Here is a 14,553-nt window from a genome sequence, read left to right on the forward strand (position 1 = left end):
TTATGAAAAATATAAAAATTTTATCACTCTTATTACTAGCTATCATAGGCTTCAATGCCTGTGATCAGGATGATGATTTAGTATTCACTGCACAAGAACCAACCGATGGTATTGTATTCTCTAATTCATTTTTAGATGAATATGTACTTACTGTTGCTGCTTCTAATAATTTAGGTGAACGCTTCACTTGGAAGGATGCTAATTTTGGAGTTCCAACAAATGTAACTTACGAATTAGAAAATTCAATCATAGGTGATTTTACTGATGTAACAACAGTAGGCACTACCGATGGGAATGAACTTGCAGTTACCATTGGTAAAATGCTCGAATTTGCCACAGCAGCTGGTTTAGATAACGACCCAAATACTGATTTACCGAACACAGGAACACTTTACTTTAGAGTAAAAGGATTTATTGGAACCGAAGGGCTTCCAACCTATTCTCCAGTTCAAGAACTTACCGTAGTACTTCCAGAAATCGTAGAAGGTGGAGGCGCATTTGAAATTGCTTCATGGGGTGTAGTAGGTTCTGGTTACAATAGCTGGGGTGCATTTGCAGATGGCAAATTCTATACAACTGCTGTTCCTGGCGTAATTGTATCTTACGTAAATTTAGTTGATGGAGAAATTAAATTCAGAGAAAATAATCAATGGGGAGGCGATTTAGGTGATGCTAACGGTGATGGTGTTTTAGATGCTGATCCAGACAATAATATAGCCGTAACTGCTGGCGATTACAAAATCACTATCAATACGAATGATAATTCTTATACTATCGAGCCTTTCTCTTGGGGTATTGTAGGTTCTGGTTATAACGATTGGGGAGGCGCAGGTCCTGATGCTAAACTATATTATGATCACACTACAGATACTTTTAAAGCCAATGTTAAACTATTAACTGGTGAAATTAAATTTAGAATGAATAATTCTTGGGGAGGCGATTTAGGTGATGCCAATGGTGATGGTGTATTAGATGCTGATGCAGACAATAACATCGCTACAACCGAAGGTCACTATGTAGTTACTGTAAACTTAAATGATAACTCTTATAGCATAGTTGAAGGTACTGTTTGGGGAGCCGTAGGTTCTGGATATAATGATTGGGGTGGGGCTGGTCCTGATGCAGCTTTAACCGAAATTCAACCAGGTGTTTGGTATGCTGAAAATGTGACTCTTGTAGATGGCGAACTAAAATTCCGTCCAAATAATACTTGGAGTGGAGATTATGGTGATGCTAACGGCGATAACATTTTAGACCAAGATGCAGACAATAATATTGCTGTAACTGCTGGAAATTATGTAATTTCTATTGATTTTAATGATCCTGCAGGTCCTGCGTATTATTTAGGCTCAAGGTAATTATACTTTTTAAAAGCTAATATTACAAATTTTAAAGAGAGGTTGCATTATTACCAATTGCAATCTCTCTTTTTTATAAAATACAATTCTATGAAGAAATTATTACTCATTCTATTACTTTCAATAAACTGGTGTTTCTCACAACAACAAACTGTAACATATTCTGTTAGCCCATCTCCGTTTGAAGAATCGGATAATATAACGATTACTATACAAGGCAGCAGTGTTAACGAAGTTACATGGGGCATCACAGGCAATGAACTCTATTTATGGGCATGGTCTTATGATACTAATTTAGGCAACCAGCAAGACTGTCCTACAAATGGAACTTGGGATAATTCAAACGAAACAAATAAATTAACTTACAATGGTGTTTCAGATACGTACACTATTTCTTTTGTGCCTACGACATTTTTCTCAAGAACAGGAATTGGTAGAATCGGGTTTTTAATAAAAGCTAAAGACGGTTCTGGCGATAAAAAATCTCAAGACATTCTTGTTGATGTTGGTGCATTTCAACTATCGTTAACTGCACCTACTAACACGACTACCATTCTATCTTCAGGCAGTAATTTAAATATTACAGCAACAAACACTGGTGGCAACGCAGATTATGTTTTAAAAGCAAACGGCAATACTATTAATACGCAAACAGGTATTTCTTCATATTCATATACAGACTCTAATATTACAATTAATAAAAATTACACCCTTGAAGCAACAGTTGGCGGTACCACTAAATCAAAATCGTTTTCTGTTATAGTTGATCCAGGAACAGACTTTAGCATCATGCCACAAACCTATTTAGATGGTATCAATTTTGATGACACCGATCCTACCACTGCGACTTTAGTACTATATGCGCCGGGTAAAGATTTTGTTTATGTTGCAGGGAGTTTTAATAATTGGGAACCAGATGCAGCGTATGCCATGAAAAGAGATCCTTCTAGAAACAATAAGTTCTGGATTACCCTAACTGGTTTAACACCAGGACAAATTGAAACGTATCAATATTGGGTTGTAGACAAAACACCGGCAACAAATTCGCCAGCATTGGTAAAAACTGCAGATCCTTATTCAACTTTGGTATTGTCACCTTTTGATGACCCTTGGATTCCTTCTAGTACATATCCTAATTTACCCGCTTATCCAACAGGGCAAGAACGTGAAGTTACGGTTCTACAAACCGACAAAACACCTTATAACTGGCAAATTACAAACTTCAATAAGCCTAAAAAAGAAGACTTAGTAGTATATGAGCTTTTAATTAGAGATTTTGATGCAGACAGGAATTTTCAAGATGTTATTGATAAAATAGATTACTTTAAAAATTTAAACATCAATGCCATTGAACTCATGCCTGTAATGGAATTTGAAGGCAATGAAAGCTGGGGTTACAATACAGCGTATCACATGGCTTTAGATAAATTTTATGGTACTGAAGACAAGTTTAAAGAACTTGTAGATGTTTGTCATCAAAATGGAATCGCTGTTATTCTAGATGTCGCATTAAACCATGCTTTTGGTAGAAACCCAATGGTGCGTATGTGGATGAACGACCCAGATGGTGATGGTTGGGGCAATCCAAGTTCTGAAAACCCTTATTTTAACGAAACTGCAAAACACGCTTATAGTGTTGGTTCTGATTTCGATCATTCAAATTCATTTACAAAAATTTACACGAAGCGTGTTGTAAAACATTGGATAGAAGAATTTAAAATTGATGGTTTCCGTTGGGATTTAACCAAAGGATTTACACAATTATGTTCTTCCGGAGATGAGGGTTGTACAAATAGCTACAAGCAAGACCGTGTAGATGTTTTAAAAGAATATGCCGATTATTCATGGAGCTTAGATGAAACTCATTACGTTATTTTTGAACACTTAGGAGCTGATAATGAAGAACAGCAATGGGCTAATTACAGACTAGGAGATGCCATTCCTAAAGGTGTTATGATGTGGAGTGAAATGTGGACGCCATATAAAAACTTAGCTCAAGGGCAGTCAAGCGATATCAATTTCGATAGAATGGGACATACCGCACATGGATTTACAGAAAAACGAACATTAGGATACCCAGAAAGTCATGATAAAGATCGTATCATGTACGAAATGACAGAATTCGGTATAAGTACCAATCCATCTCATGATGTTAAAGATTTAAATACAGCTTTGTCAAGAATGTCCGCTTTAGGAGCAGTAACTTTAACTATTCCAGGTCCTAAAATGGTGTGGCATTTTGCAGAATTAGGAATGGAAAACTCTATATGGACATGTAACAATGGCGTAGTTAATTCTGATTACGACGGTAATAATGATGGCGATTGTAAGTTAGATACTAAACCACAACCACAATGGGTTAACAACTGGCTTAGTGATGCTAACAGAAGTCAAATTTATAACGATTGGGCTAGACTAAATGCTTTAAAAATTAACGAACCAGTATTTGAAGGTAGTTACAACATGAGCTCAGGTACACAAACACCAAGAATAAGTATTTACACTGGTAATGAAAACACTTCAGGTACCGAACTTAAAAATGTAATTGTTCTTGCTAATTTTTCAGTAACAACTCAAGTGTTAAATCCAAATTTCCCTTATTCTGATGATTGGTATGATTTAATGGATAATTCAGGGAGCACAGTTATAGCTGGAACCACAACTGCAATCACTCTTAATCCAGGTGAATTTAGAGTGTATGGAAATCAGGCTTCTACATTAAGCTCAAATAATGAAATATTTGCTGGTGATTTTGTTATTTATCCGAACCCTGCAAACAACTCTTTTTCAGTGAACAAAAACCTGAACATAATAAATGTATATTCTATCACTGGAAAACTCATAAAATCCTTTAATGGTGATTTTAAAGCAGGATATAATTTTGATATTACAACGCTGAATCAAGGCATTTATATCGTAAAAGCCATCAATACTGAAAACGAAGAAAGTATTGTAAAGCTGGTAAAGAATTAAAACAATTTAGATTGTTAATTCCAAAAAAAAGCTTCTCAATTCTTTTATGGAACGTGAGAAGCTTTTACTTTATAAGGAATCGCGTTAACTAGCTGTTTCCTTTTTTATAATCTTCCAGAAATTTAGCAAGCCCTATATCAGTTAATGGGTGTTTTAACAACCCTTTAATGGCTGATAGCGGTCCAGTCATTACATCACTTCCTAATTTAGCGCAATCAATAACATGCATGGTATGACGAACAGACGCTGCTAAAATTTGAGTTTGAAAACCGTAGTTATCATAAATTTGTCTGATTTCTGCAATTAGGTTTAATCCATCGGTTGAAATATCATCTAACCTTCCTATAAAAGGAGATACATATGTTGCACCCGCTTTTGCTGCTAAAAGAGCTTGTCCTGCAGAAAACACTAATGTTACATTAGTCTTTATCCCTTTATCTGAAAAGTATTTGCAAGCTTTTATTCCATCTGCAATCAATGGTAATTTAACTACAATTTGAGGGTTTAAAGCAGCTAGGGCTTCACCTTCTCTCACCATACCTTCAAAATCTGTTGAAATAACTTCTGCACTCACATCACCCTCAACCAACTCACAAATTTTTTTGTAATGCGCAATAATATTGCTTTCGCCTGTAATGCCTTCCTTAGCCATTAACGATGGGTTTGTGGTTACCCCATCTAAAACACCTAAAGCTTGTGCTTCTGCAATATCATCAAGGTTTGCTGTATCTATAAAAAATTTCATCTTATGTTTTATTTATTAGTTAACTGAAACGGTTTCGTTTATATATTCTAGTACATTTTTAGCTACTTTTTCACCAGTAAAACCAAATTTATCGTCTAATACTTTAGCGGGAGCTGAATAACCAAAATGTTCTAAACCAAATACTTTTCCATTTTCCCCAACTAAGCCTTCTAAATTTACTGGTAATCCAGCGGTTAAACCAAATAAAGGTTTGTTTTTTGGAATCACACTTTCCTGGTATGCTTTTGACTGTTGCCTGAAGACACCTTCTGAAATAATACTCGCAATACTAACTTTTAAATTCTCTCTTTCTTCCAGAATTTGTGCTGCATCAATTAATGTTGAAACTTCAGATCCGTTGGCTATTAATACAACATCAGGATTATCAACCTTTTTCACTAAATACCCGCCTTTTGTAGCTTCAAGCGCTTCTTGATACCTTGATTGACCTTGAGCCGGAATATCTTTAATGCCTTGTCTTGATAAAATTAAACCTGTTGGTGTATCATTGTTTTCTAAAGCCATTTTCCAAGCCACACTGGTTTCTGCCGAATCTGCAGGACGTAAGGCTAAGAAACTATTTTTACCACTATGATTTTTTAATTTTTCTAATAAACGAATTTGAGCTTCTTGTTCAACAGGCTGATGTGTTGGTCCGTCCTCACCTACTCTAAACGCATCGTGTGTCCAAACATATTTCACGCCTAATTCTTGAATACCACTTAATCGAATGGCAGGTTTCATATAATCTGAAAAAACAAAGAATGTCGCTACTACCGGGATGATACCTCCGTGTAAAGCAATACCATTGGCAATACAAGACATGGTTAACTCTGCAACACCTGCTTGTAAAAATGAACCTGAAAAATCTCCTTTTTGCAATGCTGAAGATTTCTTCAAGAACCCATCGGTTTTATCACTGTTGGATAAATCTGCTGAAGACACAATCATGTTTTCAACATGTTCTGCTAAATAAGCTAACACATTTGAAGATGCAACTCGTGTTGCTAATCCCGCTTTGTGCTCTATAGATTCAAAATCTAATTCAGGAAGTTTTCCTGAAAAGAAAAAATCTAATTTATCGGCTAACGCTTTATTTTCGTTTCTCCAAGCATTTATTACTGCTTTCTTTTTAGCAGCTTGTGCTGTTTTTTCTGAAATTAAATTCTTGTAAAAATCACTTACATCACTGTAAATATCAAATGGGTTCTCAACTGAGGCTCCTAAATTCAATAAGGTCTTTTCGTAATCAGCACCTGTATGTCCAATTGGCTGACCGTGTAATTCACAATAACCTTCAAACTTACTACCATCGGCTGCAACAGCACCCTTACCCATAATGGTTTTACCAATAATAAGTGTTGGTTTTTCTGTTTCGTTATTAGCGTCTGTTAATGCTTTTCTAATTTCGTCGTGGTTATGACCATCAATTGTCACAACTTTCCATCCCCAAGCTTCATATTTTTTAGCGGTATCTTCACTTGTTACCTCATCTGTGGATGTTGATAATTGTATATCGTTTGAATCGAAAAACATAATAAAGTTATTCAATCCTAAATGCCCTGCAATTCTACCAGCACCCTGCGATATTTCTTCTTGAACACCACCGTCTGATATAAATCCGTATACTTTATGATTCATCCAATCACCGAATCTTGCCTTTAAAAATTTGGCAGCAATAGCGGCTCCTACACCCATAGTATGGCCTTGTCCTAAAGGACCAGATGTGTTTTCAATACCTCTTGCTACATCAACTTCTGGATGCCCAGGTGTGATAGACCCCCATTGTCTGAAATTTGCAACATCTTCCTTCGCATAGTTTCCTAAAAGGTAATATTGTGCATACATTAAAGTAGATAAATGCCCTGCATCCATAAAGAAACGATCTCTAAATGGCCAAGTCATATCTGAAGGATCATAATTAAAAAATTCTGAATAAAGAATATGCATGAAATCTGCTCCTCCCATGGGACCACCTGGGTGACCCGAATTTGCCTTTTCTACCATGGCTACTGCTAATGCTCTTATATTATCAGCAGACCTTTGATCAATGTTTTTGTTCATTTTTTAATTATAATTTATGTTTATTTTCTATTCTTTAGGAGACTTACTATGAAGGCTTTAATGAAAATTATAAACCTTATTTTATTGAATAAACCACCAAAAAAACCTAAGTTTTTGCAAATATATAATCTTTACTTTGCTTAGGTGTCCTGTATCTGAAAATAATTTAATAACAGATGTTAACATCTATATTTTTATTACCTTTAAGTCTCCTTAATCTTTTCGATAGTACTCTAACCCATTCATTAAGAAATTTAAATTATGAGTACCATTAAAATCGCAACTTTCAATGTAGAAAACCTATTTGAACGTCCTATTGTTTTTAACTTTAAAGACCACTCTATAGGTGACGAAATTCTAGAAAACGTAGATAAACTTAGGAAACTTTTAAAGTATACTAACTACACCCCCTATAGAAAAACTAGAATTTTAAATCTGTACAAGGATTTGAAAAAATATATCATTATTCGAGAAGATCGAGGTAAATTATTCAAAAAAAGAGGATGGGCAGTAATTGGCGTAAAAGCGAATGGTAGCGGTGATTGGGATGGCTTTATTGAGTATAAAAAAGCAAGTTTTTCTGATATGGCCCGCGAAAACACCGCCAAAGTAATTAAAAAAGTTAATGCCGACATTGCATGTGTTATTGAAGCAGATAACAGAATTGCATTAAAACGATTCGATACACATTTGCTTAATTCAAAATACAAACATGAAATGCTAATTGACGGCAACGACCAAAGAGGAATTGATGTTGGTATAATCAGTAAACATGTATTTGGTAATATTCAAACCCACATCTATGATAAAAAAAGTAACAAAACGGTTTTTAGTAGAGATTGTTTAGAAGTAGAAGTTAAAATTTCAGCTACTAAATCTATTCACTTCCTTATAAATCATTTTAAAAGTAAAGGTTATGATATGGATGGCTCATCAGCAACTAAAAGAAAACGGCAAGCAAATCGAGTTAAAGAAATCCTCCAAAACTATAATTTGGATAATGATTTCGTCGTTGTTGCGGGCGATTTAAATGACACCCCAAACAGCGATCCTTTAAAACCACTTTTAAACATGACTAAAATGCACGATGTTTTGTTTTTAGAGCACGGCAACGACATGTCGAAAAGATGGACGTATCATTATAATGATTTCGAGCAAATTGATTACATACTAGTTTCTAGCGCTTTAAAAAACCATTTTATAAGTGGAGGTGTTGAACGTAGAGGTATGTATAATTTGAAAAAGTTAACAACAAATTCTAATGGTACCATACCTATTGAAGAACAATTTGATACCGTTACGCATTGGACCAATCAAGCTTCAGACCATGGCGCCGTTTGGGCAAAATTTGATATATAATCAGCTAATAAAATAAAAAAAGCTTCTTGTTAACAAGAAGCTTTTCCTTTACAGTGCGGGCGGGGAGACTCGAACTCCCACACCTCGCGGCACTAGATCCTAAGTCTAGCGTGTCTACCAATTCCACCACGCCCGCTAAAGGACTGCAAATATAAACAACATTTTTAAATTGCAAACTTTATAGTCTCAAAAAACATTCTTTTTTATACTTTTGGTTTTATCCTTACTAAAACAACTATGAAGCAATTACAATCCTATATTTCAGAACATAAAGATCGATTTTTAAATGAGCTTTTCGATCTTCTAAAAATCCCATCTATTAGTGCAGATTCTGCCTATAAAAATGATGTTTTAAAAACTGCGCAAGCCATTAAAATAAGTTTAGAAAAAGCAGGTTGCGATCGTGCTGAAATTTGTGAAACCGATGGCTATCCTATTGTTTATGGCGAGAAAACAATCGATAAAAATCTTCCAACAATTCTGGTTTACGGACATTATGATGTGCAGCCACCAGACCCGTTAGATTTATGGACATCTCCACCCTTTGAACCCGTAATTAAAAAAACAGAAAAACATCCAGACGGTGCTATTTTTGCTCGAGGTGCTTGTGATGATAAAGGCCAAATGTACATGCACGTTAAGGCTATGGAGTTTATGACAAGTACGAATCAACTGCCTTGCAACGTTAAGTTCATGATAGAAGGTGAAGAAGAAGTAGGAAGTGCAAACCTCGCAACCTTTGTAAAAAACAATCAAGAAAAATTAAAAAACGATGTCATTCTCATTTCAGACACAGGAATGATTGCTAATGATGTGCCATCAATTACTACCGGACTAAGAGGTTTAAGTTACGTTGAAGTTGAAGTTACAGGGCCCAATCGCGACTTGCATTCAGGTTTATACGGTGGCGCCGTAGCCAACCCCATTAATGTGTTAACCAAAATGATTGCATCGCTTCATGATAAAAACAATCATATAACCATTCCTGGATTTTACGATAAAGTTGAAAACCTATCAAAAGAAGAACGTGCAGAAATGGCTAAAGCACCTTTCAACCTCGAGAATTACAAAAAGGCTTTAGATATTGATGCTGTTTACGGTGAAGTAGGCTACACCACTAACGAACGTAACTCCATTCGTCCAACACTCGATGTCAACGGTATTTGGGGTGGCTACATAGGCGAAGGCGCTAAAACCGTTATTGCGAGTAAAGCCTATGCCAAAATCTCCATGCGATTGGTACCTCATCAAGACTGGATAGAAATTACCGAATTATTCAAAAATCATTTTGAAAGAATTGCTCCTAAAGGCGTAAAAGTAAAAGTAACGCCACATCACGGTGGTCAAGGGTATGTTACTCCAATAAACAGTATAGGCTATCAAGCGGCTAGTAAAGCTTACCAAAATACGTTTGGAAAAACCCCAATTCCACAGCGTAGTGGTGGCAGCATTCCTATTGTTGCACTTTTCGAGCAAGAATTAAAAAGTAAAACTATATTAATGGGCTTTGGTCTAGATAGCGACGCCATTCATTCACCAAACGAACATTTTGGCATATGGAACTACTTAAAGGGTATTGAGACAATTCCCTATTTTTACAAATATTTTACAGAGCTTTCTAAATAAAACTTGGGCGCCTGCCTGCCGGAAGGCAGGTTACCACAAGGGTCGCGCTTTACACTATATCTTTTGCAAAAAAAGCAAAAGGATGCCGTTTCAATCGCTAACACGTATTAGCAACATACAATGAAAAACCAACATAGCAATCAACTTTTATTACTCGCCTTTGCCACATTACTCATTAGTACTTCGGGTGTTTTAGGGAAATTTATAGATTTACCAACCCCAGTAATCATTTGGATAAGAAGTGCGTTAGGCGCAGTTTTTCTATATGTTTTTTGTCGTTTTAAAAAGTTGAATCTTAAAATTCAATCAAAAAATGACATTCCAACTATTATTTTAGGCGCTATATTATTAGGCGTCCATTGGGTTACCTATTTTTATGCCTTAAAATTATCCAATGTTGCCATTGGCATGCTCGCTATGTTTACGTTTCCTGTAATTACGGCATTCCTAGAACCCTTGTTTACAAAATCTAAATTAAACCCAATCCATATTATTTTAGGGCTAATGGTTTTATTAGGCATTTATATGCTCGCACCCGATTTAAATTTTGAAAACACCTATTTAAAAGGGATTCTAATCGGCATTTTTTCAGCTGTTTGCTATTCCTTAAGAAACCTCATTTTAAAACGTCATGTACACAAATACGATGGCACGGTACTTATGATGCAACAGGTTTTTATTGTTAGCATCCTATTACTTCCTGTTATGTTTACAATGGATATTAGTAATATTCAATCGCAAGTGCCATACCTTCTTATTCTGGGGTTGGTTACCACCGCAATTGGTCATTCATTATTCATTAGTAGTTTTAAGCATTTCTCAGTAAGTACTGCCAGTATTATTGGAAGTGCACAACCTATTTTCGGAATAATTATGGCTTTCTTTTTCCTTAATGAAATTCCAACCTTAAACACCTTTTTTGGAGGATCTTTAATCATTGCAACCGTAATTATTGAGAGTGTTCGATCTAGAAATAGATAAACACAATGTTTTTTTGGTGTTAAAAATGTAACAAACTCACCTGTTTTACGTTCTAATAGTCAATCAATCAACAAAACGAAAATCATGTTAAAAAAATTCTTCATCATCTGCTCTGGTGCAGACACACATATTCTAGAAGATTGTTCCATAGGTGAGCAAAACAAATACGCAGGAATTGGCGCTACTGTTTTCTTTACCGCCGTTATGGCATTTATTGCTGCTAGTTATGCGCTTTATACTGTTTTCGATAACTTATATACATCCATTTTCTTCGGACTTATTTGGGGTTTACTTATTTTCAATCTAGACCGTTATATCGTTTCAACCATAAATAAAACAGGAAATGCTATCGACGAGCTCATTCAAGCCTCACCAAGAATTGCACTAGCTGTTATTATAGCTATTGTTATTTCAAAACCATTAGAACTTAAAATTTTTGAGAAAGAAATCAATCAAGTTTTATTAGAACAGAAAAACGCCATGTCGTTAGCAAATAAAACACAACTTGCTGAACAATACACCCCAACTATTACATCCCTCCAAAACCAAATTTCGAGCTTACAAAATGATATTGTAATTAAAGAAGCAGAAGTTAATGCGCTTTACGACACTTATATCGCGGAAGCTGAAGGGACTGCAGGCACCAAACTACTAGGAAAAGGACCAGTTTACAAAGAAAAAAGAGAAAAGCACGATGCGTTATTAGCCGAATTGCAACAGCTTAAAACCGAGAATAAAGAAAAAATAAATAACATCGAAACAGAAATAGCCTCTCTTAAAGGCGATTATGATACCCAAGTTGCAACTACGCAGCCCATAATTAATAATTTTGATGGTTTAATGGCACGAGTGAATGCCCTAGGGAAACTACCTTGGTTACCATCGTTTTTTATATTTATGCTCTTTTTGGCTATTGAAACCTCTCCAATATTCGCTAAGCTTCTGTCACCAAAAGGCGCATACGATTTTAAACTAGAAGATCAAGAATCTGCTTTAAAAACAAATGTGCTACAAAATAAAAACCAGTGCGAAGCATTATTAAAGACAGATTATGCCATTAACGATCGTATTTACAGCGATATCGAAAAAGAGGATGAATTATACACCTACAAGCGCAAAAAAGCGAGGGAACTTATGCAGTTGCAGGCAGATGCCTTTTATAAAAAACAGAAAAATATTTTATAATTAAGCTGCCTTTTCCGTTTTAAAATGATCGTATAATTCTTTACAACCAAACCCAACGATAGATAATCTTTTGTTTTTTGATAATGCCTCTTCATGAAGTTTGGCAATAGCATCAACACCATATTTATCCATACTTTCTATGTCTTCAATACTGATAGTAAGGTTATTTACACGCTCAAAAACATTTTTAAATTCTTTTTGAAAAAGGTTGAGACTGTTCTTATTAAGAACACCTTTCATTTTGAAAAAATTGTTGCAATTAGTAATTTGAAATTCCATAATAAACTGATTTTAAAGGATTAATATAATAGATCTGAGAGAGAGAAAGTTTTTGATTAGTGTTTAAATTTAGAAAATCATTTGCGCAATTCATCATTTTTTCGACTAAGAGAAATTTACAATAGATAAAAAAATTCTTTCTGCTCATTTCATCGATGAGCAACCTTTTTTAGTTCCAAGATTTTGTTACTTTTACTTTCGCTTAACAACTATTAAAGTAATATTGGTATGGCTTTTGTTTAATCAAGCCCATATGAGAATTTAATTAAGTAGAGAAATATTTATAGTTATGAAGAAGTTGATTGTATTATTATGTCTGATATGTTTTTGTAATACCTATGCTCAAAGTAATGAGGAAGATGACATCAAAGCGATAAACAAAGTTTTGAAAAAACAACGTATTGCATGGTCTAACAATAATCTGGAAGAATTTATGGAAGGGTATTGGAAAAGTGACTCCTTAAAATTCTACGGTAGCAATGGCGTAACTTATGGCTGGGATAATACTTTAGAACGCTATCAAAAAGCATATCCAACTAAAAATCATACAGGAAAACTTAGTTTTAGGATAAATGATGTGACTAAAATAAGTGAAGGTGCATACTACGTTTTAGGCGAGTATCATATTAAACGTGAAGTTGGGAATGCCGATGGTATTTTTATGATCATCCTAAAAAAGATAAATGGCGAATGGAAAATAATCGCAGATACCTCTACTTAATGCCTTAAAACCGGCGATCTGGATGAAAAGCATCAATATTTAAAGAGGTTTTAGCATTCGAAATAATTTCCGAAACCAACTTCCCTGTTGCTGTTCCCATACTCCATCCCAACATGGCATGACCAGTTGCGATAGTTAAATTAGCACATTTTTTTGATTTCCCGATATAGGGTAACCCATCTGGTGAAACAGGACGTAAACCTACCGCAACATTTTCCATTTCTTTAGGAGTCAACTTTATTTCTGGATAATAATTGCTAACCGCATTGGCTATGGCCTCTACTCTAACCCTATTAATGTTATGGTTGATTCCCGCGATTTCCATAGTACCTGCAAAACGTGTAAAGCCACGCATTGGCGTTATCGCCACTTTAGCCTCAGTTAAAATAGCAGGAATAGTTATTCCGGTATCGCTCATAGAATTTATGCGATAACCTTTCCCTGCTTGAACTAAAAGTTTAAGTCCTACTTTTTTACTTAAAATTGGCGCCCAAGACCCTGTTGCCAGAACAAACTCATCAGCTTTGTAAGCCTGTTTGCTCGTCTTAATAGCCCTTATTTTTCCATTATCAAACGCTACATCTTCAACCTTTTCATTGGTTAAACATGTAACACCATTTGATTTTAAATAAGATTTCATGTCTTTCATAAACTCATGTGGCGTCATGTGCGAATCGCATTTAAAATGTACAGCTCCTTTAACATTCAATTCTACTTGAGGCTCTAGCACTTTTAACTCCTTTAAACTAAGCTGACTCACGTCTAGTCCGTTTTGTTTTGCAATTTCGGCCACTTCAACTTCCTTGGCGAGCATTTCTTCGGTTTGGCAAAGCATCAAAAGTCCTTTTTTATCCAAATGAAAAGTGAATTGACCTTCCTGTTTAATATTATCATAAAGCTCTTGACTAAACACAGTTATATCTTTTATAACGGGAATCGATTTATTTACATTTTTTGATGAACAGGATTTGTTGAACGCCCAAGTCCACCTTAAAAAATCAGCATCCAATCGAGGTTTTATATAAAGTGGACTTGATGGATTAAACATCCACTTAACTCCAGTTTTAACTACGCCAGGAGCGGCTAACGGGATAAGGTGGCTCGGTGACAAATACCCAGCGTTAACATAAGAAGCCCCAGAGTCCATGTTAGATTGATCTATAACAGTAACCTGATGCCCTGCTTTATGCAGATAAAACGCAGAACACAAACCTATAATTCCGCCTCCAATAATTATGACTTCTTTTGACATTTAAATCTCT

At 35.3% G+C, this 14,553-nt stretch carries 11 protein-coding genes and 1 tRNA gene; 7 read left to right on the forward strand and 5 right to left on the reverse strand.

Annotation, left to right across the window (positions count from 1 at the left end; translation table 11 throughout):
• The first annotated feature begins 2 nt into the window (after positions 1-2).
• Together BUA46_RS02470 and BUA46_RS02475 are read left to right on the forward strand one after the other, a co-directional pair.
• Complete coding sequence (locus BUA46_RS02470) at positions 3-1,358, forward strand: SusF/SusE family carbohydrate-binding protein (RefSeq protein WP_019386147.1); 1,356 nt, start codon at positions 3-5, stop codon at positions 1,356-1,358.
• Positions 1,359-1,448: 90 nt separating this feature from the next.
• The gene (locus BUA46_RS02475) at positions 1,449-4,331 is read left to right on the forward strand and encodes an alpha-amylase family glycosyl hydrolase (RefSeq protein WP_019386146.1); all 2,883 of its coding nucleotides are present in this window, start codon (positions 1,449-1,451) and stop codon (positions 4,329-4,331) included.
• Positions 4,332-4,419: 88 nt separating this feature from the next.
• Here BUA46_RS02475 and fsa read toward each other — a convergent pair whose 3' ends face one another.
• Together fsa and BUA46_RS02485 are read right to left on the reverse strand one after the other, a co-directional pair.
• A complete protein-coding gene (gene fsa, locus BUA46_RS02480; RefSeq protein ID WP_019386145.1) occupies positions 4,420-5,076 on the reverse strand; it encodes a fructose-6-phosphate aldolase in 657 nt (218 codons plus the stop codon).
• 15 nt (positions 5,077-5,091) lie between these two features.
• Complete coding sequence (locus BUA46_RS02485) at positions 5,092-7,140, reverse strand: transketolase family protein (protein ID WP_019386144.1); 2,049 nt, start codon at positions 7,138-7,140, stop codon at positions 5,092-5,094.
• A gap of 261 nt (positions 7,141-7,401) precedes the next feature.
• Between BUA46_RS02485 and BUA46_RS02490 the strand changes: the two genes are divergently transcribed.
• On the forward strand, positions 7,402-8,499 hold the full coding sequence (locus BUA46_RS02490; RefSeq protein WP_019386143.1) for an endonuclease/exonuclease/phosphatase family protein: 1,098 nt from the start codon (positions 7,402-7,404) through the stop codon (positions 8,497-8,499).
• A 54-nt stretch (positions 8,500-8,553) separates the two neighbouring features.
• Here the strand turns inward: BUA46_RS02490 and BUA46_RS02495 are convergent.
• A tRNA-Leu gene (locus BUA46_RS02495) sits at positions 8,554-8,635 on the reverse strand.
• Positions 8,636-8,736: 101 nt separating this feature from the next.
• On the opposite strand from BUA46_RS02495, the gene BUA46_RS02500 reads away from it, so the two are divergent.
• The 3 genes from BUA46_RS02500 to BUA46_RS02510 all read left to right on the forward strand — a co-directional run bounded on the left by BUA46_RS02500 (position 8,737) and on the right by BUA46_RS02510 (position 12,291).
• Complete coding sequence (locus BUA46_RS02500; RefSeq protein WP_019386142.1) at positions 8,737-10,125, forward strand: dipeptidase; 1,389 nt, start codon at positions 8,737-8,739, stop codon at positions 10,123-10,125.
• A gap of 120 nt (positions 10,126-10,245) precedes the next feature.
• Positions 10,246-11,106, forward strand: a complete 861-nt coding sequence (locus BUA46_RS02505; protein WP_019386141.1) for a DMT family transporter — start codon at positions 10,246-10,248, stop codon at positions 11,104-11,106.
• A gap of 84 nt (positions 11,107-11,190) precedes the next feature.
• Positions 11,191-12,291, forward strand: a complete 1,101-nt coding sequence (locus BUA46_RS02510; RefSeq protein WP_019386140.1) for a DUF4407 domain-containing protein — start codon at positions 11,191-11,193, stop codon at positions 12,289-12,291.
• Here BUA46_RS02510 and BUA46_RS02515 read toward each other — a convergent pair whose 3' ends face one another.
• The gene (locus BUA46_RS02515) at positions 12,292-12,570 is read right to left on the reverse strand and encodes a hypothetical protein (RefSeq protein WP_019386139.1); all 279 of its coding nucleotides are present in this window, start codon (positions 12,568-12,570) and stop codon (positions 12,292-12,294) included.
• Positions 12,571-12,859: 289 nt separating this feature from the next.
• Here BUA46_RS02515 and BUA46_RS02520 point away from each other — a divergent pair, with 289 nt between their 5' ends.
• The gene (locus BUA46_RS02520) at positions 12,860-13,291 is read left to right on the forward strand and encodes a YybH family protein (protein ID WP_019386138.1); all 432 of its coding nucleotides are present in this window, start codon (positions 12,860-12,862) and stop codon (positions 13,289-13,291) included.
• A 4-nt stretch (positions 13,292-13,295) separates the two neighbouring features.
• On the opposite strand, the gene BUA46_RS02525 is transcribed toward BUA46_RS02520, so the two are convergent.
• The gene (locus BUA46_RS02525) at positions 13,296-14,543 is read right to left on the reverse strand and encodes an NAD(P)/FAD-dependent oxidoreductase (protein ID WP_019386137.1); all 1,248 of its coding nucleotides are present in this window, start codon (positions 14,541-14,543) and stop codon (positions 13,296-13,298) included.
• Positions 14,544-14,553: the final 10 nt, after the last annotated feature.

It is taken from the genome of Algibacter luteus (assembly GCF_900141715.1).
Lineage (GTDB): Bacteria > Bacteroidota > Bacteroidia > Flavobacteriales > Flavobacteriaceae > Arenitalea > Arenitalea lutea.

Excerpts from the sequence above, each read along its gene's own strand:
- BUA46_RS02470 (WP_019386147.1), top strand. The coding sequence starts at position 3 with ATGAAAAATATAAAAATTTTATCACTCTTATTACTAGCTATCATAGGC.
- BUA46_RS02475 (WP_019386146.1), top strand. The coding sequence starts at position 1,449 with ATGAAGAAATTATTACTCATTCTATTACTTTCAATAAACTGGTGTTTC.
- fsa (WP_019386145.1), bottom strand. The coding sequence starts at position 5,076 with ATGAAATTTTTTATAGATACAGCAAACCTTGATGATATTGCAGAAGCA.
- BUA46_RS02485 (WP_019386144.1), bottom strand. The coding sequence starts at position 7,140 with ATGAACAAAAACATTGATCAAAGGTCTGCTGATAATATAAGAGCATTA.
- BUA46_RS02490 (WP_019386143.1), top strand. The coding sequence starts at position 7,402 with ATGAGTACCATTAAAATCGCAACTTTCAATGTAGAAAACCTATTTGAA.
- BUA46_RS02500 (WP_019386142.1), top strand. The coding sequence starts at position 8,737 with ATGAAGCAATTACAATCCTATATTTCAGAACATAAAGATCGATTTTTA.
- BUA46_RS02505 (WP_019386141.1), top strand. The coding sequence starts at position 10,246 with ATGAAAAACCAACATAGCAATCAACTTTTATTACTCGCCTTTGCCACA.
- BUA46_RS02510 (WP_019386140.1), top strand. The coding sequence starts at position 11,191 with ATGTTAAAAAAATTCTTCATCATCTGCTCTGGTGCAGACACACATATT.
- BUA46_RS02515 (WP_019386139.1), bottom strand. The coding sequence starts at position 12,570 with ATGGAATTTCAAATTACTAATTGCAACAATTTTTTCAAAATGAAAGGT.
- BUA46_RS02520 (WP_019386138.1), top strand. The coding sequence starts at position 12,860 with ATGAAGAAGTTGATTGTATTATTATGTCTGATATGTTTTTGTAATACC.
- BUA46_RS02525 (WP_019386137.1), bottom strand. The coding sequence starts at position 14,543 with ATGTCAAAAGAAGTCATAATTATTGGAGGCGGAATTATAGGTTTGTGT.